This window comes from Streptomyces sp. NPDC054883, assembly GCF_053610645.1.
The window spans coordinates 84,431-106,991 of the sequence record NZ_JBSGYT010000008.1; the positions used below are offsets into that span (position 1 = coordinate 84,431).

A 22,561-nucleotide genomic window follows, 5' to 3' on the forward strand; every position below is an offset into this window, starting at 1 on the left:
GTGACGACGCTCGTGCTGCTGCGGCACGGCGAGACCCTGCTCACCCCGCACCGCCGGCTCTCCGGCAGCGGAGGGTCCGACCCGGGACTCTCACCGGCCGGACGCCGCCAGGCCCGGGCGACGGCGGACGCCCTCGCCCACCGCGGCGGCATCGAGGCGGTCGTCACTTCACCGATGCGGCGCTGCCAGGAGACCGCCCGGTCCGTGGCCGCGCGCCTCGGCCTGAACGTCCAGGTCGACCGGGATCTGCGGGAAGCGGACTTCGGCGCCTGGGAGGGCCTGACCTTCGCCGAAGTCCGCGAACGCCATCCGGACGACCTGAGCGCATGGCTCGCCTCGCCCGAGGCGCCGCCCTCGGGCGGAGGCGAGACCATGCAACAGGTCGTCCGCCGGGCGTCCGCCGTGCGGGACGGCCTCGTGGCCCGGTACGCCGGCGCGACGGTCCTGGTCGTCTCCCACGTCGGCCCCATCAGGACCCTGATCCGCCTCGCCCTCCAGGCTCCACCGCACACCCTGTTCCGCATGGAGGTCGCGGCGGCCTCCCTGTCGACGGTGACGTACGAGGGGGACGGGACCGCCACGGTGCGGACGCTCAACGACACCCACCACCTGAACTGAACCGCACGCACGCCCAGGGGCCCGGCACACGTCATGTGCGCCGGGCCCCTGGGCGTGTACGCGGCACCCTCGGGGCGGAAGGCGGCGAAGCGACAAGGCCGGGGGACGCAACTGGTTTCGCGTACGAACGACCGCCACGGGAAGTGGCTGGCCTTCATGGAATTGACCCGACATTGGCTTGACCGATGTACTACGGCAACGTAAATTCGACAGCAACGACTCGTGAGCTACTTGAAGGAGGCGAAGTCGGATGTCGACCATCTCCGAGCTGCTTCGCCTCGCTCACAAGATCGCCTGGGCTCCGGGCCGTGTAGCACACGGCTGCTGAACAGTCCCTTTCCCGGTGTGCCCTTTTTGCGGCCCCGGGCATCTTTGCGTCTCCATCCCCGCTCAGGCACGTCGTCACGTGCTGATTTGTTGCGCTCCGGGTTCTCGAGCTGCGCCACCGAAGTAGAAAGCTCCGAAATGGCTACTAAGACAGTCCGATCGATCGCGTGCCGAAATGAGGACGTGCCATGGTAGCGGCGCGCATCACGGTCAACGGGAAGGAAACCCCGCTTTCACCGGCGGCACCCCACACCACGGTGCTGGATTTCCTGCGCGAGCGTGGCCTCACGGGTACGAAGGAGGGCTGCGCCGAGGGTGAGTGCGGGGCCTGCTCCGTCCTGGTGGCCCGTCCCGGCGTGGACAAGCCCACCGACTGGGTGGCGGTCAACGCCTGCCTGGTCCCGGCCGCGGCGCTCGACGGCCAGGAGGTCATCACCTCCGAGGGCCTGGCCACCGTCGGCGAATCCGGCGCTCCGGCCACCCTGCACCCGGTGCAGGAGGAGATGGCGGTCCGGGGCGGCTCCCAGTGCGGGTACTGCACGCCGGGATTCATCTGCAGCATGGCCGCCGAGTACTACCGGCCCGACCGCTGCGCCCACGCGGACCCGGACGACAGCACCGACGCCGAGCACGGTCCGAACGGCTTCGACCTGCACGCGCTGAGCGGGAACCTGTGCCGCTGCACCGGCTACCGCCCGATCCGCGACGCGGCGTACGCCGTCGGCGAGCCCACCGACGAGGACCCGCTGGCGCAGCGCCGGGAACAGGACCCGCCGGCCCCGGTCGCCACCGAGTACACCCAGGACGGCGCGACGTTCCTGCGCAAGGACACCCTGGCGGAAACGCTGCAGCTGCTGCGCGAGCGGCCCGACGCGGTGGTGGTCGCCGGCTCGACCGACTACGGCGTCGAGGTGAACATCCGCTCCCGCCGGGCGGAGTGCGTGGTCGCCATCGACCGGCTGCCCGAACTGCGTGAGCTGCGCGTCGAAGCCGACCACATCGAGATCGGGGCGGCGGTGACGCTCACCGAGATCGAACGCCGCCTCGACGGCGAGGTCCCGCTGCTGGCCGAGCTGTTCCCGCAGTTCGCCTCCCGGCTCATCCGCAACAGCGGCACCCTCGGCGGCAACCTGGGTACCGGCTCGCCCATCGGTGACAGTCCGCCGGTGCTGCTCGCGCTGGAGGCGTCGCTGGTGCTCGCCGACGCCGACGGTGAGCGCGTGGTCCCGCTGGCGGAGTACTTCACCGGCTACCGGCAGACCGTGCGCCGTCCCGACGAGCTGATCCGCGCGGTGCGCATCCCGCTGCCGCTGTCGCCGGTCACGGCCTTCCACAAGATCGCCAAGCGTCGCTTCGACGACATCTCCAGCGTGGCGATCGCCTTCGCACTCGACATCGAGGACGGGATCGTCCGCAAGGCACGCATCGGTCTGGGCGGCGTGGCCGCCACCCCGATCCGCGCACTCGCCACCGAGGCGGCCCTGGAGGGCGAGCCGTGGTCGGCGGAGACCGTCGAGGCCGCGGCCCGGGTACTGCGGGGCGAGGGCACGCCGATGAGCGATCACCGCGCCAGCGCCATCTACCGTTCCGCGATGCTCGGCCAGAGCCTGCTGAAGCTGCACGCGCAAACCACCGAGGCGGTGTCGTCATGAGCCATTTGTCCGAGCGTCCCGAGAAGCCCGTAGTCGGCGTCTCCCTGCCGCACGAGAGTGCGGTGCTGCACGTCACCGGTACCGCGCTCTACACCGACGACCTGGTGTACCGCACCAAGGACACGCTGCACGCCTACCCGGTCCAGGTCATGAAGACCCGGGGCAGGATCACCGCGCTGCGCACCGAGCCCGCGCTCGCCGTACCCGGTGTGGTCCGCGTGCTGACCGGGGCCGACGTGCCCGGCGTCAACGACGCCGGCATCAAGCACGACGAGCCGCTGTTCCCCGACGAGGTCATGTTCCACGGCCACGCGGTCGCCTGGGTGCTCGGCGAGACCCTGGAGGCGGCCCGGCTCGGTGCGGCGGCCGTCGAGGTGGAACTCGAGGAACTGCCCTCCTTGATCACCCTGAAGGAAGCGATCGCGGCCGAGAGCTTCCACGGCGCCCGGCCCGTGATGGAGACCGGCGACGTCGATGCCGGCTTCGCCGACTCCGCGCACGTGTTCACCGGCGAGTTCCAGTTCTCCGACCAGGAGCACTTCTACCTGGAGACGCACGCCGCGCTGGCCTACATCGACGAGGCCGAGCAGGTGTTCATCCAGAGCAGCACCCAGCACCCCTCGGAGACCCAGGAGATCGTCGCGCACGTCCTCGGTCTGCACAGCCACGAGGTAACCGTGCAGTGCCTGCGGATGGGCGGCGGCTTCGGCGGCAAGGAAATGCAGCCGCACGGCTTCGCGGCCGTCGCCGCGCTCGGTGCCAAGCTGACCGGCCGGCCGGTCCGGGTGCGGCTCAACCGCACCCAGGACCTGACCATGTCGGGCAAGCGGCACGGGTTCCACGCCGAGTGGAAGATCGGCTTCGACGCCGACGGCCGCATCCAGGCCCTGGACGCCACGCTGACCGCGGACGGCGGCTGGAGCCTGGACCTGTCCGAGCCGGTGTGCGCGCGTGCGCTGTGTCACATCGACAACACGTACTGGATCCCCAACGCGCGGGTCGCCGGTCGTATCGCCAAGACCAACAAGACCTCCAACACGGCCTTCCGCGGCTTCGGCGGACCGCAGGGCATGCTGGTGATCGAGGACATCCTGGGCCGGGTCGCGCCGCTGCTCGGCCTGGACCCGATGGAGCTGCGCAAGCGCAACTTCTACCAGCCGGGTCTCGGTCAGGCGACGCCGTACGGCCAGCCCGTCCCGCAGGCGGAACGGATCGCCGCCGTCTGGGAGCAGGTCGAGGAGAACGGCGGCATCGCCGACCGCAAGCGCGAGATCGCGGCCTTCAACGCCGCGCACCCGCACACCAAGCGGGCGCTCGCGATCACCGGCATCAAGTTCGGCATCTCGTTCAACCTGACGGCCTTCAACCAGGCCGGCGCGCTGGTGCTGATCTACAAGGACGGCTCCGTCCTGATCAACCACGGCGGCACCGAGATGGGCCAGGGCCTGCACACCAAGATGCTGCAGGTGGCCGCGACCACGCTGGGGATCCCGCTGCACAAGGTGCGGCTGGCCCCCACGCGTACCGACAAGGTGCCCAACACCTCCGCCACCGCCGCCAGTTCCGGGGCGGACCTCAACGGCGGCGCGGTCAAGAACGCCTGTGAGCAGCTGCGCGCGCGGCTGCTCCAGGTGGCCGCCAGCCAGCTGGGCTCGAACGCCTCGGACGTGCGCATCGTCGAGGGCGTCGCCCGCACCCTGGGCAGCGACAAGGAGCTGACCTGGGACGACCTGGTGCGTACCGCGTACTTCCAGCGGGTGCAGCTGTCGGCGTCCGGTTACTACCGGACCGAGGGCCTGCACTGGGACGCGAAGGCCTTCCGCGGCTCGCCGTTCAAGTACTTCTCGTACGGCGCCGCCGCGGCCGAGGTCGAGGTGGACGGTTTCACCGGCAAGTACCGCATCCGCCGGGTGGACATCGTGCACGACGTCGGCGACAGCCTCTCCCCGATGATCGACATCGGTCAGGTCGAGGGCGGTTTCGTGCAGGGCGCGGGCTGGCTGACCCTGGAGGACATGCGCTGGGACGCCAGTGACGGCCCGAACCGCGGCCGGCTGCTGACCCAGGCGGCGAGCACGTACAAGCTCCCGAGCTTCTCGGAGATGCCCGAGGAGTTCAACGTCACGCTGATGGAGAACGCCCACGAAGAGGGGGCGGTCTTCGGGTCCAAGGCCGTGGGTGAGCCTCCCCTGATGCTGGCGTTCTGCGTGCGCGAGGCGCTGCGGCAGGCCGCTGCCGCGTTCGGTCCGAGCGGGGTCAGCGTCGAGCTGGTCGCGCCCGCGACGCCGGAGGCGGTGTACTGGGCGATCGAGACGGCTCGCCAGGGCGATGCCTCCCGCGACGGGGACGCGCGCGAGGGGTCTGCCGGCAACGGCCACGCCGCCAACGGTCATGCCGCCAACGGTCATGCCGCCAACGGTCACGCCGCCGACGGCAGGATCCGTACCGACGCAACCGCACTGAGTGGTGCCTGACATGACGTGGGTCGCTGCGGTCGCGCGGTTGCGGGCACGCCGGGAGTGCGGCGTGCTGGTGACCGTCGCGACCGTGCGCGGCCATGCCCCGCGCGACGCCGGTGCGAAACTGGTGGTGGGGCAGAGCGGGACGTGGGGCTCGATCGGCGGTGGCAATGTGGAGGCCGTCGCGATCGACCGGTCCAGGGAGATGATCGCCACGTCCAAGGCCGAGCCGGAGCTGATCGATTTCGCCCTGAACGACAAGGTGACCAACCAGCACGGCGTGCAGTGCTGTGGCGGCACGGTCTCGGTGCTGCTCGAACCCCTGCCGGTCGTGAGGGCGGTGGCAGTGTTCGGCGTGGGTCACGTCGGGCTGGAACTGGCGCGCATCCTGGCACGTCAGGACCTCGACCTCCATCTGATCGACACCCGCTCCGACATGCTCGCCGAGGAGCGGCTCGACGTCCTGGCGGACTCGGTGGCGCAGGTGCACGTGCATCACACGCCGCTGCTGCCCGAGGAGGTGCTGGAGGAGCTGCCGCGCGGTACCCACGTCCTGATCATGACCCATGATCACGCCGAGGACGCCGCTCTGTGCGACGCCGCCTTGCGCACCCCCCACCTCGGCTCCATCGGGCTGATCGGGTCCGCGGCCAAGTGGGTCAGGTTCCGCAAGCGCCTCGCCACCGAGGGCGGTCACGACGAGGCGACCATCGACCGGATCAAGACTCCGATCGGGCTGGCCGACATCACGGGCAAGGAACCCGCGACGATCGCCGTGAGCGTCGCCGCCGATCTGCTGCGCAGGTTCGAAACCGACGGCGACTGATCCGTCACCCGGAACGACGAGGGTGCCCCCGCACATGTGCGGGGGCACCCTTTTCGGCTTCCTGCCGGAGGCATGGATGATCCGCCGCCGGCACGGCCGGGCGGCGGAGATCCCTTCGAACCGGATTTTCAGTAATCGACGCGGTCGGTCTTGGCGATCCACGCGTCGAACGGCGCGTTGCGGTTCGGCATCTCCACGCGCTCGATCTGCAGCGGCCACAGCTCCGCGGGCCGCTTCTCGAAGAGGTCGTAGAACTTGCGGTCGTCGAAACCGGCCACCGCGGCGTCATCCCGGTCGGCGGCGAAGATGATCCGGTCGACCCTCGCCCACAGGGCGGAGGACAGGCACATCGGGCACGGCTCACACGAGGTGACCAGGACGCAGCCTTCGAGGGAGAAGGAGCCCAGCGCCTGGCAGGCGGCGCGGATCGCGGTTACCTCGCCGTGCGCCGTCGGGTCCAGGTGCGACGTGACGTTGTTGTTCCCGATCGCGATGATCTCGCCACCCTTGACGATCAGCGCGCCGAACGGACCGCCGCCGTTTTTGACGCTGGTGGTGGCGAGGCCGATGGCCTCGTCCATCCAGGTGCGCTCAAGCTCCTCGATGCTGATCTCTTGAGTGTGCGCGGTCATGGTCGCTCCTATGTCGGGGAGTGTGGGGGACTTGGTTCTGCGGGTGCGGGAGGGAGAAGTCCGGGCGATCATCAAAAAGCCCCCCCTGCCCCTTCCGGGCGTTGTTCATGTGCCGTTAATGCGGAATAGCGCAAGTACATCCGGCCGGACCCCTCGGGGAAAGTCACCAAAGCCCTAAAGGAATTGGCTGGTCAGCTGGCCCCCCTTGTAGACTCGTACGAGTGGTGGCCCGCGCCGGACCGGCGCAGAGGCGTAGTACGAAGGGCCGGTCCGGATTGCTCCGGACCGGCCCTTCGTTCGTATCTGCTGGTGGGGCGGCTTACGAGGACTGCTCCGTCAGGACGGCCGGGTCCGAGAGGCCGGAGGCGCCCGTTTCCACCTTGCCGGCGAAGCGGCGTCCGAAGTCGGGGGCCTCGGTGGCGGTGACCGTCACGTCGTACCAGCGCCGGGTGTTCTTCAGGGACACCGGGTACGTGACCGTCGCGCCCTTGGCGACCGTCAGGCGCTTCGGGCCGCCGCCGTAGGCGTTGGTGACCCTGAGTGTGGCGGTCGTCGCGCCCGCGTTGGTGAGGGTGAGGTCCAGGTTGCCGGTCGCGGCGTTGTGGCGGGCCGTGACCTCGGGGCCGGCGGTGGTGCCGGGGTTGCGGAAGCCGCGCAGGAAGCCGTTGGGCCCGTGCACGGTCAGGTCGGTCACGCCGGCCGAGTAGCGGGTGTCCCAGGCGTCCGCGATCGACTTGCCGGCCTCGGTGGTGTACGTCCAGGGGGCGTCGGTGCGGTTGGCGGAGGTGACGTAGAACTGCGCGCCGAGGTCCGGACCGCCGCTGAACGTCAGCCGGAACCTGCCCTCCTCGACCAGGGCCGCGCCGTCCACGTACGGGGCGTACTTCAGCGCCCTGGTGGGACGCAGGCCCTTCTCCTGGCGCGGCATCGCGCCCTCGGCCGGCGGGGTGGGGCGGAAGTCGGGGTGGCGGTCGCGGTCCTGCGGGAACCAGGCGCCCGTGTCGGGCAGCCGGACCGTACCGGTCTCCTTGCGGGCGAAGTCGAAGGCGGAGGTGAGGTCGCCGCAGACTGCCCGGCGCCACGGCGAGATGTTGGGCTCCCGCACGCCGAACCGCTTCTCCATGAAGCGGATGACGGAAGTGTGGTCGAAGGTCTCCGAGCAGGAGTACCCGCCGGTGCTCCACGGGGAGACCACGAGCATCGGCACGCGCGGCCCGAGGCCGTACGGACCGGCGACGTACCCGGCCTTGCCCGGGAAGACGTCCAGGGCGGTGGGCGCGGTCGACAGGCCCTGGCCGGCGTTGGCCGGGGCGTACGGCGGGACGACGTGGTCGAAGAAGCCGTCGTTCTCGTCATAGGTGATGAACAGCGCGGTACGGGACCATACGTCCGGGTTCGAGGTGAGGGCGTCCAGCACCTGCGCGATGTACCAGGCCCCGTAGTTCGACGGCCAGTTGGCGTGCTCGCTGAACGCCTCGGGCGCGGCGATCCAGGAAACCTGGGGGAGGGCCCCGGCGGCCACGTCGGCGCGGAGCCGGGCGAAATAGTCCTCGCCGTTCTTGGCGTCGGTGCCGGTGCGGGCCTTCTCGTACAGGGCGTCCCCGGGCTCGGCGCCACGGTAGCTGTTGAAGTAGAGGAGCGAGTTGTCGCCGTAGTTGCCGCGGTACGCGTCGTTGATCCAGCCCCAGGAACCGGCGGCGTCCAGACCGTCGCCGATGTCCTGGTAGACCTTCCAGGACACGCCGGCCGCCTCCAGGCGCTGCGGGTAGGTGGTCCAGCCGTAACCGGCTTCCGCGTTGTCGAGGACCGGCCCGCCGCCCTTGCCGTCGTTGCCGGTGTGGCCCGACCAGAGGTAGTAGCGGTTCGGGTCGGTCGAGCCGATGAAGGAACAGTGGTACGCGTCGCAGATGGTGAACGCGTCGGCGAGGGCGTAGTGGAAGGGGATGTCCTCGCGGGTCAGGTACGCCATGGTGGTGGCCGTCTTGGCCGGGACCCAATTGTCGTACTTGCCCTTGTTGAAGGCGCTCTGGCCGCCCGCCCAGTCGTGGTTGAGGCCCTGGAGGAACTCCATGCCGAGGTCGTCGGACGGCGGCCGGAAGGGGAGGGTCTCCTTCGTGCCGTCGGACTGGTGCCAGACGGACTTGCCGCTGGGCAGGGTCACCGGGCGGGGGTCACCGAAGCCGCGGATGCCGTTCAGGGCGCCGAAGTAGTGGTCGAAGGAACGGTTCTCCTGTACCAGGACCACGATGTGCTCGACGTCGGCGATCGTGCCGCTGGTGCCCTGCGCCGGGATGGCGGCGGCGCGCGCGATGCTCTCGCCCAGCGCCGTCAGGGCGGCGCCGCCGCCCGCCAGCTGCAGGAAGCGGCGGCGGTTGAGTTCTGCCATGGGGAACGACCTCTGCGGTTGCGGATGGCTGAGCGCCCCCAGCAGAGCGCGCCCGGGGTACCGGAGAGGGAGCCTGGCGTGACGGCGGTGGATACACCAGGCGAACGGCAGCCGGATTCCGGTGGAGTTCGGCCATACCGGGGCCGCGCCGGGGCACCACCGGCGTCGCGACGGGGTGGTCCGGCGATGGTCCGGCGGTGGTCCGGCGGTGGGAAAACGCTTGGACCGGGTGCGCGCCGGTGCGGGACACTTCCGGTTCTGACCTGAACGTCCGACAAGGCAAGGGTTGGGATGGGAACGTTCGAATTACGCGAATCCTCGCCGGGCACGGGCGCGACGCTCCTTGCCCTCAGGTACTACGTACGGGAGCTGGGCCGCCTCAAGTGGCTGACGGTACCCGCGATGCTGCTTCCCGCGCTGGGCAACATCGGCATCAACTACATCGCCCCGCTGGTCGTCGCGAAGCTCATCGCCCGCATCGCGGGAGGCGCCGGTGGCGGCATCGGTCCGATGCTGCCCTACGTACTCGTCTTCGCCGGGACCCTGCTGCTCGCCGAGGTGATGTGGCGCGTCGGACTGCATTGCCTGAACCGCCTCGACGCCCGCGGCATCGAGGGCCTCTACGTGATCGGCATGGACGAGCTGTTCGCCAAGGACGCCGCGTTCTTCCACGACAACTTCGCCGGGTCGCTGACCAAGCGGGTCCTGAGCTTCGCCTCCCGCTTCGAGGAGCTCGTCGACACGCTGACCTTCTCCGTCGTCGGCAGCTTCGTACCGCTGGCCTTCGGCTCGGTGGTGCTGTGGCACTACGAGCCGCTGCTCGTCGTCACCCTCCTGGCGATGATCGCGGTGACGGCGCTCTGCGTGACTCCCCTGATCCGTCGCCGCCAGGCGCTCGTCAGGGAGCGGGAGGAGGCGATCGCCCGGGTCTCGGGCCACGTCGCGGACAGCCTGATGAACATCGACACGATCCGCGCGTTCGGCGCCGAGGAGCGTGAAGCCGCCGAGCACCGGTCGCGGGTGGCGGAGTCACGGCGGCTCACGCTGCGCTCGTGGGACTACGGCAACCTGCGCATCGACACGCTGGTCGCGCCGATGTCCGTACTGACCAACGCGCTCGGGCTGCTCCTCGCCGCCGCGCTCGCCGGGGGAGGGCACGGGGTGGAGGCGGTCGTCGTCGCCTTCACCTATTACTCCAACGCGACCCGGATCATGTTCGAGTTCAATCAGATCTACCGCCGGCTGGAGAGCTCGATGACGGAGGCGGCGCAGTTCACCGAACTGCTGCTGGAGCCGCCGACCGTGCTCGACCCGCCGTCCCCGGAGCCGCTGCTGTCCGAGACCGCCGCCGACGTGCGCTTCGAGCAGGTGACCTTCACCCACGCGGGCGCGCGGCCGCTCTTCGAACGCCTCGACCTGACCGTGCCCGGCGGGTCGAAGATCGGTCTCGTGGGCCGCTCCGGCGGCGGCAAGACCACGCTCACCCGGCTGCTGCTGCGCATGACGGACATCGACGGCGGCCGGATCCTGATCGGCGGGCAGGACATCAGCCGGCTGTGCCAGACCGATCTGCGCAGCCTGATCGCGTACGTGCCCCAGGACCCGGCGATGTTCCACCGCACGCTGCGGGACAACATCGCGTTCGCCAGGCCGGACGCCACCGCCGCCGAGATCCGCCGTGCGGCGGAGGCGGCGCACGTCACGGAGTTCGCCGACGGGCTGCCGGAGGGGTTCGACACCATGGTGGGCGAGCGGGGGGTGAAGCTGTCGGGCGGCCAGCGCCAGCGCGTCGCCCTCGCCCGGGCGATCCTGCGCGACGCGCCGGTCCTGCTGCTGGACGAGGCGACCAGCGCCCTGGACTCCGAGAGCGAGATCCTCGTCCAGGACGCGCTGTGGCGGCTCATGGAGGGGCGCACGGCGCTCGTGGTGGCCCACCGTCTGAGCACGGTCGCCACCATGGACCGCCTCGTCGTCCTCGACCGCGGCCGGATCATCGAACAGGGCACGCACGACGAACTCCGCGCCGCGGACGGCGCCTACGCGAAGCTCTGGCAGCACCAGTCGGGCGGCTTCCTGGAGGACCCGGTCTGAGACTGCGCCGGAGCCGGGCCGCCCCGGTTTGCGGGGGGCCCGGCTCCGGGGCTGGGGTCAGTTGTCGGGGAGGGATCTGAGGGCGGCGTTGAGTTCCAGGACGTTGACGCGGGGTTCGCCCATGAAGCCGAGGGTGCGGGGCTGGATGTGGGCCGCTACGAGCTTCTCGACCTGCGCCACGTCGAGCCTGTTGCGGTCCGCGACGCGGCGGACCTGGAGCTCGGCGTAGGCGGGGGAGATGTCCGGGTCGAGGCCCGAGCCGGAGGAGGTGACGGCGTCGGCCGGGACGTCCTGCGGCTCCACCTTGTGGCCGGCGGTGGAATTGTTCTCGGCCACCACCGCCTTCGCTTCGGTGACCGCCTTGACCAGCTCGGGGTTGTCGGCCGCCTTGTTGGTGGCGCCGGACAGGAGGAGGGAGTACTGCCGGTTGACGGTGTTGGTGCCGAGTCCGCGGGAGGGGCGCGGCTGGAACCACCTGAGGTCGGGCTCGGCCGCTTCCCGGGCGTCGCCAGGGTTCCGCTCGGGCAGGTCGTACCTCTGCCCGATGAGGGAAGAGCCGACGACCCGGCCGCCGCCGTCCCGGATCTCCGAGCCGTTGGCCTTGTCGTGGAACGCCGCCTGGGCGATGCCGGTGACGGCGAGGGGGTAGAGGACGCCGCAGATGACGGTGAGGACGAGCAGGGCGCGCAGTCCGGCGCCGAGCAGCCGCGCGGTGTTGCCTACGGAGTGGTTCATGGTCTCTCAGCCGATCCCGGGGACGAAGGAGATGAGCACGTCGATGATCTTGATTCCGATGAACGGGGCGATCAGACCGCCCACGCCGTAGAGTCCGAGGTTGCGGCGGAGCATCCTGTCCGCGCTCGCGGGCCGGTACCGGACGCCCTTCAGGGCCAGCGGCACCAGGGCGACGATGATCAGCGCGTTGAAGATGACCGCGGAGAGGATCGCGGACTCGGGCGAGGCCAGGCGCATGATGTTGAGCTTGTCCAGGCCGGGGTAGACCACCGCGAACATGGCCGGGATGATCGCGAAGTACTTCGCGACGTCGTTGGCGATGGAGAAGGTGGTCAGCGCGCCCCGCGTGATGAGGAGCTGCTTGCCGATGCCCACGATCTCGATGAGCTTGGTCGGGTCGGAGTCAAGGTCCACCATGTTCCCGGCCTCCTTGGCGGCCGAGGTGCCCGTGTTCATCGCGACGCCCACGTCGGCCTGGGCGAGGGCGGGCGCGTCGTTCGTGCCGTCGCCGGTCATCGCGACGAGCTTGCCGCCCGCCTGCTCGCGCTTGATCAGGGCCATCTTGTCCTCGGGGGTGGCCTCGGCGAGGAAGTCGTCCACACCCGCCTCCCGCGCGATCGCCTTCGCGGTCAGCGGGTTGTCACCGGTGATCATGACCGTCCTGATGCCCATGCGGCGCAGCTCGTCGAACCGCTCGCGCATGCCTTCCTTGACGACGTCCTTGAGGTGGACGACGCCCAGGACCCGGGCGCCCTTCCCGTCCTTGACGGCGACGAGGAGCGGCGTGCCGCCCGCCTCGGAGATGCGGTCGGCGAGCGGACCGGACTCGTCGGAGACCTCGCCGCCCTGCTCCTCGACCCACGCGATGACGGATCCGGCGGCGCCCTTGCGGGTCTGCTTGCCGTCGACGTCGACTCCCGACATCCGGGTCTGGGCGGTGAACCCGATCCAGGTGGCGTGCGCGAGCTCGCCCTGGTGGCGCTCGCGCAGGCCGTACTTCTCCTTCGCGAGGACGACGATCGAGCGGCCCTCGGGGGTCTCGTCCGCGAGGGAGGACAGCTGGGCGGCGTCCGCGAGCTCGGACTCCGTCGTGCCCGGGACGGGGACGAACTCCGAGGCACGGCGGTTGCCGAAAGTGATGGTCCCCGTCTTGTCGAGGAGGAGGGTGGAGACGTCGCCCGCCGCCTCCACCGCGCGGCCCGACATGGCCAGCACGTTGCGCTGGACCAGGCGGTCCATGCCCGCGATGCCGATGGCGGAGAGCAGCGCGCCGATCGTCGTCGGGATGAGGCAGACGAGCAGCGCCGTCAGTACGATCATCGACTGTCCGGCCCCCGCGTAGCCGGCGAACGGCTGGAGGGTGACGACGGCCAGCAGGAAGACGACGGTCAGGGACGCCAGCAGGATGTTGAGGGCGATCTCGTTGGGGGTCTTCTGCCGGGCCGCGCCCTCGACCAGGCTGATCATGCGGTCGATGAAGGTCTCGCCCGGCTTCGTCGTGATCTTGACGACGATCCGGTCCGAGAGGACCTTCGTGCCGCCGGTGACCGCGCTGCGTTCGCCGCCCGACTCCCGGATGACCGGCGCGGACTCGCCCGTGATGGCGGATTCGTCCACGGACGCGACGCCTTCCACCACGTCACCGTCGCCCGGGATGACGTCCCCGGCCTCGCAGACGACCAGATCGCCGACCCGCAGGCCGGTGCCGGGCACGGACTCCTCCCCGGAGTCGGCCAAGCGCCGGGCCACGGTGTCGGTCTTGGCCTTGCGCAGGGTGTCGGCCTGGGCCTTGCCGCGGCCCTCGGCGACGGCCTCCGCGAGATTGGCGAAGACGGTGGTCAGCCACAGCCAGGCGGTGATCGCCCAGCCGAACCAGTCGGCCGGGTCCTCGAGCGCCAGCCCGGTGGTGACCACCGAGCCGATCAGGACGACGAACATCACCGGCGACTTGACCATCGCGCGCGGGTCGAGCTTGCGCACCGCGTCCGGGATGGACGCGAGGAGCTGCCGGGCATCGAAGAGGCCGCCTCCCACCCGGCCGGCGGACGGCACGCGGTCCGCCGGGGTGTCCTCGCGGGATGCGCGGGAGGGCGTGGGCGTGGGGGTGATGGTGCTCATGACGCGAGCCCTTCGGCGAGCGGACCCAGCGCCAGCGCCGGGAAGTAGGTCAGACCGGTGATGATGACGATCGTCCCGACGAGCAGGCCCGCGTAGAGCGGCTTGTCGGTGCGCAGCGTGCCCGCCGTCTCCGGTACCGGCCGCTGTTCGGCGAGCGAACCGGCCAGCGCGAGGACGAACACCATGGGCAGGAAGCGGCCGAGCAGCATGGCGATGCCGATGGTGCTGTTGAACCACTGCGTGTCGGCGTTCAGGCCGGCGAAGGCGGAGCCGTTGTTGTTGGCGCCGGAGGTGTAGGCGTAGAGGATCTCGGAGAATCCGTGCGCGCCCGGGTTGGCCATGGAGGTCACCGGCGTGGGCAGCGCCATCGCCGCGGCGGTGAAGCCGAGTACGAGGGCCGGGGTGATCAGGATGTAGCACGCGGCGAGTTTGATCTCGCGGGTGCCGATCTTCTTGCCCAGGTACTCGGGGGTGCGGCCGACCATCAGGCCGGCGATGAACACCGCGATGACCGCCATGACGAGCATCCCGTAGAGGCCGGAGCCCACACCGCCGGGCGCGATCTCGCCGAGCTGCATGCCCAGCAGCTGGATGCCCCCGCCCAGGCCGGTGAAGGAGGAGTGGAAGGAGTTGACCGCGCCCGTGGACGTCAGCGTGGTGGCCACCGAGAAGATCGCCGACGCGCCGACCCCGAAGCGGGTCTCCTTGCCCTCCAGCGCCCCACCCGCGGCCTGGAGCGCCGGGCCGTGGTGGGCGAACTCGGTCCACATCATCAGCGCGGTGAAACCGAGCCAGATGACGGCCATGGTGGCCAGGACCGCGTAGCCTTGCCGGATCGAGCCGACCATGCGCCCGAAGGTACGGGTCAGCGCGAACGGGATCACCAGGATCAGGAAGACTTCGAACAGGTTCGAGAAGGGCGTCGGGTTCTCGAAGGGGTGCGCGGAGTTGGCGTTGAAGTAGCCGCCGCCGTTCGTGCCGAGCTCCTTGATGACCTCCTGCGAGGCGACCGCGCCGCCGTTCCACTGCTGGGTTCCGCCCGCGAACTGCCCGACCTGGTGGATGCCGGCGAAGTTCTGGATCGCGCCGCAGGCGACGAGCACGACGGCGCCGATCACCGAGAGCGGCAGCAGGATGCGGACGGTGCCGCGCACCAGGTCCGCCCAGAAGTTGCCGAGTTCGCCGGTACGGGAGCGCGCGAAGCCGCGTACGAGGGCCACCGCGACGGCCATGCCGACGGCGGCGGAGACGAAGTTCTGCACCGCGAGGCCACCGGTCTGCACGACGTGGCCCATGGCCTGCTCGCCCGCGTACGACTGCCAGTTGGTGTTCGCCACGAAGGAGGCGGCGGTGTTGAAGGCCTGGTCCGGATCGATCGCGGCGAAGCCGAGCGAGCCCGGCACCGCGCCTTGCAGGCGCTGCAGCCCGTAGAGGAACAGGACGCCGGCCGCGGAGAAGGCGAGGACGCCGCGCAGGTAGCCGGGCCAGCGCATCCCGGTCGACGGGTCGGCGCCGATGGCCTTGTAGATCCACCTCTCCGGCGCGTAGTGCTTCTCGGAGGAGTAGACCCGGGCCATGTGGTCGCCGAGGGGGCGGTAGGCCAGCGCGAGCGCGGCGATCAGCGCGAGCAACTGGAGCACGCCGGCGGTTTCGGAGCTCATATCCGCTCAGAACCTCTCCGGGTACAGGAGGGCGAGGATGAGGTAACCCAGCAGGGAGGCGGCCACGGCGAGGCCGACCACGTTCTCGACGCTCACAGCTTGGTCACCCCCCGGGCGACAAGAGCCACCAGCGCGAACACCGCGACCGTGGCGAAGACGAAGGCCACATCGGCCATCGTGAGCTCCTGGAGGAAGGGGAAGGAAAGGATTCGGCCGTATGGCCAGAGTCGAGCTAACCGCGTCCCGGTGCTGGGACCAGCCCTCCTTGACGACCCCCTGACGGCTGCCGAGGTGCCCTTAACGCCTCCCATACGCCGCCCGGCCGCCCGGCCGCCCGGCCGCCCGGCCCGCGACCCGGGGCGCTCGGCGTCCCAGGTCAGCCGGCGATCGGGTACATCGAGCCCCGACGGGCTTCCGGCGAGGTCAGCCACTGCAGCTTCTCCTCCGTGCCGGTCTCCGGCAGCGGAGTGTGCAGGATGATCGCCAGGTCCGGCCGCGCCGGGACCCGCAGCTGGGTCGACTCGACGTGCAGGGTGCCCACGACCGGGTGCTCCAGCTCCTTCTGCAGCTGACCGCCGGGCCGGATGTCCCGGCGGTCCCACAGCTCGGCGAACTCCGGGCTCAGCTCCCGCGCCTCCTCGACGACCGCGCGGAACCCGTCGTCGTCGGGGAACTCCGAGTACGCCGCCCGGAACTGGGCGACCACCGGACCGGCGTTCTCCTCCCAGTGCCGCGACCGCGCCTTGTAGACGGGATCGGTGAAGAACGCGATCAGGCAGTTCTGCACGATCTCCGGCCGCATGCCGAGCACCAGCGCCGCCGAGTCGTTGTACATCACCGTGTTCCAGTACGGGTCCATGATGTGCGCGGGAAACGGCATCCAGGCGTCGATCAGCCGCTTCAGGCCGTGGCACATGTCCTGGTCGCCCGGCGCCACCGCCAGGGCCGGCGGGTTCAGTCTCGCGAGCACGTACAGGTGCCGGCGTTCGGCACTGGTCAGTTTCAGGACCCTGCTGACGGAGTCCAGGACCTGGGGCGACACGGTGATGTCGCGGCCCTGCTCCAGCCACTGGTACCAGGACACCCCGACCCCGGCGAGCACCGCCACCTCCTCGCGGCGCAGGCCCGGCGTACGGCGGCGGCCCCCGCCGACGGGCAGCCCGGCCTCCGTCGGGCTGACCTTGGCCCGCCTGCTCATCAGGAACTCCCGCAGCTCGGAACGGCGGTGCTGGTCGGTCGGTGTGGCCACTCACTCCCCCTGTCGGCTGCCTGGTGGTGCCACCAACAGGATAAGTTCCCACTCTCCACGGGCATTCCCCGCCCGCCAGGGTGGTGGTCATGGCGATCGATACCCAAGTGACAACCCCCGGGCCGCAGGTGGCGGCCCCCGGCGAGGACCGGCTGACCGGCCGGGCCAAGCTCGTCCTCTTCGTGCTGTGCGCCGCCCAGTTCATGGTGGCGCTCGACTTCTCCGTACTGAACGTGGCCCTGCCGGTGCTGGGCGCGGACCTGGGCCTGAGCCGGTCCGCCCTCCAGTGGGCGGTCACCGCCTTCGCCCTGCCCTCCGGCGGCTTCCTCCTCCTCTTCGGCCGCACCGGCGACCTCTACGGGCGCAAGAAGCTGTTCCTGACCGGCCTCGTCGTCTTCGGCGCCGCGTCCCTGCTGGCCTCGCTGGCCTGGGACCCGGCGGTCTTCCTGGCCGCGCGGGCCCTCCAGGGGCTCGGGGCGGCGGCCATCGTGCCCACCGGCATGTCCCTGCTCACCACCACGTTCCCCGAGGGCCCGCTGCGGGACAAGGCGCTGGGCATCTCCGGCACCCTGCTGTCCCTCGGATTCACGGTCGGGATGGTCCTCGGCGGCGTCATGACCGACACCCTCGGCTGGCGCTCCACGATGGGGCTCCTGGCGGCCACCGCGGTGATCGTGCTCGTGCTCGCCCCCGGACTGCTGCCCGAATCGCGCACCCCGCACCGGCCCCGGCTGGACGTGCCGGGCGCGGTCACCGTCACCGGCGGCCTGCTCGCACTGATCTACTCCCTGTCGACGGCGGCCCAGCGCGGCTTCGGCGGAGCGGACGTATGGGGCACGCTGATCGTCGGAGTGGCCCTGCTGGGCGCTTTCGTCGCGGTCGAGTCGAGGTCGGCGGCCCCGCTGGTGTCGCTGCCGATGCTGCGGCGGCGCACGGTGGCCTGGGGCAACCTCGGCGGTCTGGTCACCTTCTCCATGATGTCCACCGTGGTGTTCGTCCTGACGCTCTACCTCCAGGAGACGCTGGACCTGTCCTCCCTCGGCACCGGCCTGGTCTTCGGCGTCCAGGGCGCCGCGTCCGCGGTCGCCGGCTCGTACGCCCCGAAGGTCATCGGCCGGTTCGGAGCCCGGCGCACCCTGATCGGCTCGCTGCTCGGCCAGGGCGTGTGCACCGCCGGGCTGCTGGCGGTGGGCGCGGGATCGGGCGCGCTGGTGGCGACCGTCGCGGTGTCGGTGGCCAGCATGTTCCACCTCGGCGCGATCATCTCGTACGGGCTGACGGTCACGAGCGGCGTCCCGGACCACGAACAGGGCCTGGCGACCGGCCTCGTCACCACCACCCAGCAGGTCGGCATCACCATCGGCATCCCGCTCCTCGGTGTGCTCGCGACCACGCGGGTCTCCCTCTTCGAGGGGGTGCGCACGGTCCTGCTGATCGACGCGGTGACGGTGATCGCCGCGGCGGCCCTCGTCGCGATCGGCCTCGGCCGTGCCGGCAAGACCTCCTGAGCGGTACGGGACCCGGGGCCGGAACCGGCCAGGGCCCGCTGCCCGGCTCCCGGCGCACCCCACGCGCCGGGGGCCGTTCACGCTGCCACGGAAGGGCGCCCCGCGCATCCGCAGGCGGCTGCCGGCAGCGGGGGGATCCGCCTCGACCTGCGGGACGCGGGGCGCGGCGCCATCATGAGGGGGATCCCCACCCCAGCTTCGTCAGGAGCCCGCTGTGTTCGAACGCCACCCCCGTCAGGACCGCACCGAACTCCCCGTCGCCGCAGCGGCCGACGCCCCCCGAAGCGCGGTCGGCACGGCCGGGGAGGCCCGTCGGCGCTACCTGGCCGCCGGGGACTACTGGTTCAACGAGGAAGGCGCCGACGCCCGCTACGAGTGCCGCGGCCGTCCGGGCCACTGACGCAGGGCGGTCCGCGGCAGGACCCGCCACGTGCGGCGCAGGACCGCGGGAGCGGCGCGGGCCACGGACCGCGCCATGAGGCCGATGGCCGCCCCGGCCGCGACGTCGCTGGGGTAGTGGGCACCGCTGTGGACCCGCTCGACGGCGACGGCGGCGGTCGCCACCAGGCACAGCGCACCGGCTCGCGGCCACTTGTCGGCCACCGCCGCGGTGAAGGCGACGGCGGCCGCCGTGTGTCCCGACGGAAACGACGAGGAGTCGGGCCGGTCCCGCACTTCGTCCGCGTGGAACCATTCCTCCGGCGGCCTGTCCCGGGGTACGAGCTGCTTCGCGACCCCGTTGGACAGCAGTTCGGCCACCGCCATTCCGGTCAGCCCGGCCGCCGCGGCCCGGCGTCCGCGACGGCCTCCCGCGACGGCCAGGACCACGGCGACGCCCCACCACAGCTTGGTGTGCTGGGCGGCGTCCTCCACCGCCGGCAGCAGCCGACGCGCCCAGAGCGAGTCCCAGCCGGCCATGCGCCGGGTGAGACGCCGCTCTGCGGCCCGCAGCTCCGGCACGAGGCGCTCCGGCACAACACGCATCTCGACTCCCCCGTTGGGGGCTCTCGGCACCACGGACTTCCCCCGCGCTACCGCTCAAGACCGCAGGTCACGGGCTTTCGGTGGCGCCGGGCCGGGTGGCCGCCTCGTCGGCGGGGGTACCGGGCACCGACCCCTGCGGCGCGGCCGTCCGGGGCGAGGCCTGCTGCAGGCGGTCGATCAGCCGGGAGGCCTCCGCTTTGGTGAGCTCCTCCGGTACGTTCTCGCCCGCCTCCCGGGCCAGGGTGTGCAGGTAGCTCAGCTGCGGGCCGGTGGCCGGCTCGTCGCCGGTCACCCACTCGTCGACGTCCTTGTCCGGCTGCTGTTCGTTCGGGTTCAGGTCGGTCATAACGTCCGACTACCCCGCTCGCCCGCCGGGCCATCGCCGACGGCGGACAATTCTCACGCGCCCCCGGCGTCCCGGCGGCGCCGCTGCCGGGCCGCACCGCTGCCGGGCCGCACCGCTCAGGGGTGCGTGACCTCCGCGACGCTGTCCGCCTCGGACCGGGCCCCGAGGCGGGGGCTGATCGTGAAGTGGGCGTCCAGGCCCGCCAGGCGCAACAGCCGGATGACGCGGGGGGCGGGGTCGGTGAGGAGGAGCCGGTCGGAACCGAGTTCCAGGCGGGCCCGCAGCAGGGTGTTGATCAGGGCCGAGCCGCCGAAGCGCACGTCCCTCAGGTTGAGCAGGACGGGCAGGCACTGGCGGGGGGAGGCCGCTGCCTCCAGGGTGAGCCGCAGTGGGTCGACGGTGTCGAGGTCGATTTCTCCACTGACCGTGATGACCCAGGCGTTCTCGGTCCGGACCGTGGTCACGCTCAACAGGTCGTTGCTCAGGTGGTGAATACGAGTCGTCGGCACAGATGGCCTCTCATGGGCGACGGCGAGGCCGACCGGACGGTCGTCTCCCGCTTCGGGTTCTGCGGCGGCCCCGCCTCGCTGGATGGACCGGTGCGCAGTTCCGGCCTTGATGCACGACCAGGATCTCCACGCTAGCGATATAGTTTCCACATGGCAACAGTTGCTGGTGGGGCGGGCATACCGGCGGCCCCGGTTCCGGACCAGGTGTGCGGCGAGGTCCGGCTCAGGCAGTGTCCGCCATGGCGGCCGGGGAGCCCGGATCGCGGCGGGGCAGCCCCATGCGGGTGCCGGCGGCGTCCTCGAAGGCCGCGAGCCCCTCGGCGAGAGCGGCCAGCTGCCCGGGCGTCATGGCGGCCAGTACGCCGGTCACCTCACGCCGGCGGAAGGCGCGGATCTGATCGAGCGTGTCCTGCCCGGACCGGGTGAGGTGCAGTTCGATCTCGCGCGCGCTGTGGGCACTCGCCGTCCGGTGGAGCAGCCCCACGGCCTCCAGGCGGTCGCACAGACGGCTCACCGCCGAGGGGCGGGAACCCAACGCCTCGCTCAGCGCCCGCAGATTGCTGCCCTGGTTCCCTTCGATGACGAAGAGCGCGCGCAGCTGGGACGGCGGGACCGACCCGGTCGCCACCGCTTCCTGTCCGCGCGCCCACAACACGTCGAGCAGCTGGGAGACCGTGCTCAGGGCATGCGCGGCCGCCAGGTGGTCTGGGGGCGGGCCGGGAGCGGGCATTGGCCTACTGTGTCATCCCGCACCCTGTCCTAGCCATCCCGGCAGTCCCGGCCGTCACCCGAGCCGCGGCTTCCCCAGCCCTGCCCGCCGCCGTGACGCCGACCGCCGTCACCTCCGACCGCTGTGAACCCCCGACCGCTGTGATTCCCAAGAGAGCCTGACCCGACGATGACGAACTTCCTGGCAGTCGAGCGCGCCTTGCGCGCCGCCGCCCCGCATGCACTGATCGAGGCGGCCCGCTCCGCCCTCGCCTCCCACTACGGGGCACATGCCGTGGAACTGCTGATGGCCGATTACAGCCTCACCACCCTGCACCCCGTCACCGCCCTGCCCCGGACCGCCGCCGCGCTGTCCGTCCACAACACCGTCGCGGGGCGGGCCTTCGGGAGTCAGGTGCCCTGCCAGGAGGACACCGGCCCGGACATGGTCGTCCTGCACCTGCCGGTGACCGTCCGCGGCGACCGGCTCGGGATCCTCTCGGTTTCCCTCCCCGGTGAACTGGTCACCCCCGAGACGCGCAACGACCTCGCCGAGATCGCCGGTCTGTTCGGGCACGAGATCCTCGTCGCCGAACGGGACACCGACGTCTACCTCCAGGCCCGCCGCGTCAGCCGGCTCACCCTGGCCGCCGAGATGCAGTGGCAGCTGCTGCCGGCCCGCGCCTGCGCACGGACCGAGTACTCCATCGGCGCCCAGCTGGAGCCCGCGTACACCATCCACGGGGACAACTTCGACTGGGCCACCACCGCCGAGAACCTCACCCTCACCATCACCAACGGCATGGGCGAAGGCATCCAGGCGGCCCTGCTCACCAACCTCGCGGTCAACGCGCTGCGCAACGCCCGGCGCGCCGGGATCGGCATCGCGGACCAGGCCGCCCTCGCCGACCAGGCCCTGTACGCCGCCCACCGCGGTGAGGCGTACGTCTCCACCCTCCTGCTCTCCTTCGAGCTGGCCACCGGCCGGGTGCAGGTCGTCGACGCCGGCTCGCCGCAGCTGTGGCGCCAGCGGGACAAGGTGGTGGAGCGCATCCGCTTCGATGCCCAGTTCCCCCTCGGCATGTTCGACCAGTCGGAGTACGCGCTCCAGGAGTTCCGCGTCCTGCCGGGCGACCGCCTGGTCTTCGTCAGCGACGGGGTCTACGCCGCCCACTCGCCCGGCGGGGAGACGTACGACAGGCAGGCGCTGTCCCGGGCGATCGGCTCCGCCGGCCTGCTGCCCGCCGCCGAGGTTCCCGCCGCGGTGCTGCGGGCGCTCGCGGACTACCGCGACGCCGACGCGGACGACGACGCGCTGGTGGTCTGCCTCGACTGGCACGGCCGCGGCGCCCTGTCGGCGGCCTGAGCGCTCCCGCCGGACGCCCCACGGCCGACGGCGGGGACCCTTGGCGCTACCACTCCGGGTGCACCTCGTAACTGTCGTAGCGGACGCCCTGCGCGCTGACCCACGGCCGCAGGCGGCCGGGGCCGCTGCCGGTGTGGGAGTAGGAGACGGGCTCCCCGGTGTCATCCGTGACGATCACGGCTCCGGCCCGCTGCGCGCTGCGCAGGGCGTGCGTCCAGTGCCGGCCGCGCCTGCCCGTGCGGTAGTCGGGAACCTTGCAGTCGGCCATCACCGATCACGCACCACTCCGCCGTCGTCTGCGACTGGACGGGTTCTGCTACCCGTTTCCGCGCGCATTCCACCCTGCACCGCATATGTCTTTTCTGCCCCGGTCGGCCCAGGCCGAG

Annotated in this window: 19 protein-coding genes and 1 pseudogene; 8 read left to right on the forward strand and 12 right to left on the reverse strand. The window is 71.2% G+C overall.

Translation table 11 applies throughout. The features are described 5' to 3' along the window. Window positions 1-6: 6 nt before the first annotated feature. The 4 genes and pseudogenes from ACWGH1_RS08875 to xdhC all read left to right on the forward strand — a co-directional run. Window positions 7-618, forward strand: a pseudogene (locus ACWGH1_RS08875) (histidine phosphatase family protein); the annotation flags it as partial. A 515-nt stretch (window positions 619-1,133) separates the two neighbouring features. Further along, complete coding sequence (locus ACWGH1_RS08880) at window positions 1,134-2,597, forward strand: xanthine dehydrogenase small subunit (RefSeq protein WP_453355828.1); 1,464 nt, start codon at window positions 1,134-1,136, stop codon at window positions 2,595-2,597. Then, entirely contained in the window at window positions 2,594-5,071 is a 2,478-nt protein-coding gene (gene xdhB, locus ACWGH1_RS08885; protein ID WP_453355827.1) for a xanthine dehydrogenase molybdopterin binding subunit, read from the forward strand. The genes ACWGH1_RS08880 and xdhB overlap by 4 nt, the downstream gene beginning before the upstream one ends. A gap of 1 nt (window position 5,072) precedes the next feature. Beyond that, window positions 5,073-5,882 carry a xanthine dehydrogenase accessory protein XdhC gene (xdhC, locus tag ACWGH1_RS08890; protein WP_453355826.1) on the forward strand — a complete coding sequence of 270 codons (810 nt, stop codon included), beginning with the start codon at window positions 5,073-5,075 and terminating at the stop codon, window positions 5,880-5,882. 128 nt (window positions 5,883-6,010) lie between these two features. Here xdhC and ACWGH1_RS08895 read toward each other — a convergent pair whose 3' ends face one another. Further along, entirely contained in the window at window positions 6,011-6,514 is a 504-nt protein-coding gene (locus ACWGH1_RS08895) for a nucleoside deaminase (RefSeq protein WP_453357867.1), read from the reverse strand. 319 nt (window positions 6,515-6,833) lie between these two features. After that, entirely contained in the window at window positions 6,834-8,900 is a 2,067-nt protein-coding gene (locus tag ACWGH1_RS08900) for a phosphocholine-specific phospholipase C (protein ID WP_453408553.1), read from the reverse strand. A gap of 291 nt (window positions 8,901-9,191) precedes the next feature. Here ACWGH1_RS08900 and ACWGH1_RS08905 point away from each other — a divergent pair, with 291 nt between their 5' ends. Continuing rightward, window positions 9,192-10,991 (forward strand): ABC transporter ATP-binding protein, encoded by a 1,800-nt coding sequence (locus tag ACWGH1_RS08905; RefSeq protein ID WP_453408554.1) that lies wholly within the window; start codon window positions 9,192-9,194, stop codon window positions 10,989-10,991. Window positions 10,992-11,048: 57 nt separating this feature from the next. Here ACWGH1_RS08905 and ACWGH1_RS08910 read toward each other — a convergent pair whose 3' ends face one another. The 5 genes from ACWGH1_RS08910 to ACWGH1_RS08930 all read right to left on the reverse strand — a co-directional run bounded on the left by ACWGH1_RS08910 (window position 11,049) and on the right by ACWGH1_RS08930 (window position 16,703). Beyond that, window positions 11,049-11,726 (reverse strand): potassium-transporting ATPase subunit C, encoded by a 678-nt coding sequence (locus ACWGH1_RS08910; RefSeq protein ID WP_453357735.1) that lies wholly within the window; start codon window positions 11,724-11,726, stop codon window positions 11,049-11,051. A 6-nt stretch (window positions 11,727-11,732) separates the two neighbouring features. Continuing rightward, window positions 11,733-13,844: a potassium-transporting ATPase subunit KdpB gene (gene kdpB / locus ACWGH1_RS08915; protein ID WP_453408555.1), complete on the reverse strand. Its 2,112-nt coding sequence runs from the start codon at window positions 13,842-13,844 to the stop codon at window positions 11,733-11,735. Continuing rightward, a complete protein-coding gene (gene kdpA, locus ACWGH1_RS08920) occupies window positions 13,841-15,505 on the reverse strand; it encodes a potassium-transporting ATPase subunit KdpA (protein ID WP_453355494.1) in 1,665 nt (554 codons plus the stop codon). The genes kdpB and kdpA overlap by 4 nt, the downstream gene beginning before the upstream one ends. Before the next feature lie 6 nt (window positions 15,506-15,511). Further along, window positions 15,512-15,601: a K(+)-transporting ATPase subunit F gene (gene kdpF, locus ACWGH1_RS08925; protein ID WP_453355495.1), complete on the reverse strand. Its 90-nt coding sequence runs from the start codon at window positions 15,599-15,601 to the stop codon at window positions 15,512-15,514. Between the two features lie 280 nt (window positions 15,602-15,881). Then, a complete protein-coding gene (locus ACWGH1_RS08930; protein WP_453355497.1) occupies window positions 15,882-16,703 on the reverse strand; it encodes a helix-turn-helix transcriptional regulator in 822 nt (273 codons plus the stop codon). A 140-nt stretch (window positions 16,704-16,843) separates the two neighbouring features. On the opposite strand from ACWGH1_RS08930, the gene ACWGH1_RS08935 reads away from it, so the two are divergent. After that, complete coding sequence (locus ACWGH1_RS08935) at window positions 16,844-18,262, forward strand: MFS transporter (RefSeq protein WP_453355496.1); 1,419 nt, start codon at window positions 16,844-16,846, stop codon at window positions 18,260-18,262. 214 nt (window positions 18,263-18,476) lie between these two features. After that, the gene (locus tag ACWGH1_RS08940; RefSeq protein WP_453408556.1) at window positions 18,477-18,662 is read left to right on the forward strand and encodes a hypothetical protein; all 186 of its coding nucleotides are present in this window, start codon (window positions 18,477-18,479) and stop codon (window positions 18,660-18,662) included. Here ACWGH1_RS08940 and ACWGH1_RS08945 read toward each other — a convergent pair. From ACWGH1_RS08945 to ACWGH1_RS08960, 4 genes are all read right to left on the reverse strand, one after another. After that, window positions 18,632-19,246, reverse strand: coding sequence for a phosphatase PAP2 family protein (locus ACWGH1_RS08945; protein WP_453356662.1), 615 nt, complete (start codon window positions 19,244-19,246; stop codon window positions 18,632-18,634). The two genes, ACWGH1_RS08940 and ACWGH1_RS08945, sit on opposite strands and share 31 nt — an antisense overlap. A 67-nt stretch (window positions 19,247-19,313) precedes the next feature. Continuing rightward, entirely contained in the window at window positions 19,314-19,592 is a 279-nt protein-coding gene (locus tag ACWGH1_RS08950; RefSeq protein ID WP_453356661.1) for a DUF3072 domain-containing protein, read from the reverse strand. Between the two features lie 116 nt (window positions 19,593-19,708). Further along, complete coding sequence (locus ACWGH1_RS08955; protein ID WP_453356660.1) at window positions 19,709-20,101, reverse strand: STAS domain-containing protein; 393 nt, start codon at window positions 20,099-20,101, stop codon at window positions 19,709-19,711. A gap of 223 nt (window positions 20,102-20,324) precedes the next feature. Further along, window positions 20,325-20,831 (reverse strand): MarR family winged helix-turn-helix transcriptional regulator, encoded by a 507-nt coding sequence (locus ACWGH1_RS08960; RefSeq protein WP_453356659.1) that lies wholly within the window; start codon window positions 20,829-20,831, stop codon window positions 20,325-20,327. Between the two features lie 168 nt (window positions 20,832-20,999). Between ACWGH1_RS08960 and ACWGH1_RS08965 the strand changes: the two genes are divergently transcribed. Continuing rightward, window positions 21,000-22,175 (forward strand): PP2C family protein-serine/threonine phosphatase, encoded by a 1,176-nt coding sequence (locus tag ACWGH1_RS08965; RefSeq protein ID WP_453408557.1) that lies wholly within the window; start codon window positions 21,000-21,002, stop codon window positions 22,173-22,175. A gap of 46 nt (window positions 22,176-22,221) precedes the next feature. Here the strand turns inward: ACWGH1_RS08965 and ACWGH1_RS08970 are convergent, their stop codons facing one another. Continuing rightward, on the reverse strand, window positions 22,222-22,443 hold the full coding sequence (locus tag ACWGH1_RS08970) for a hypothetical protein (RefSeq protein WP_453408558.1): 222 nt from the start codon (window positions 22,441-22,443) through the stop codon (window positions 22,222-22,224). Window positions 22,444-22,561: the final 118 nt, after the last annotated feature.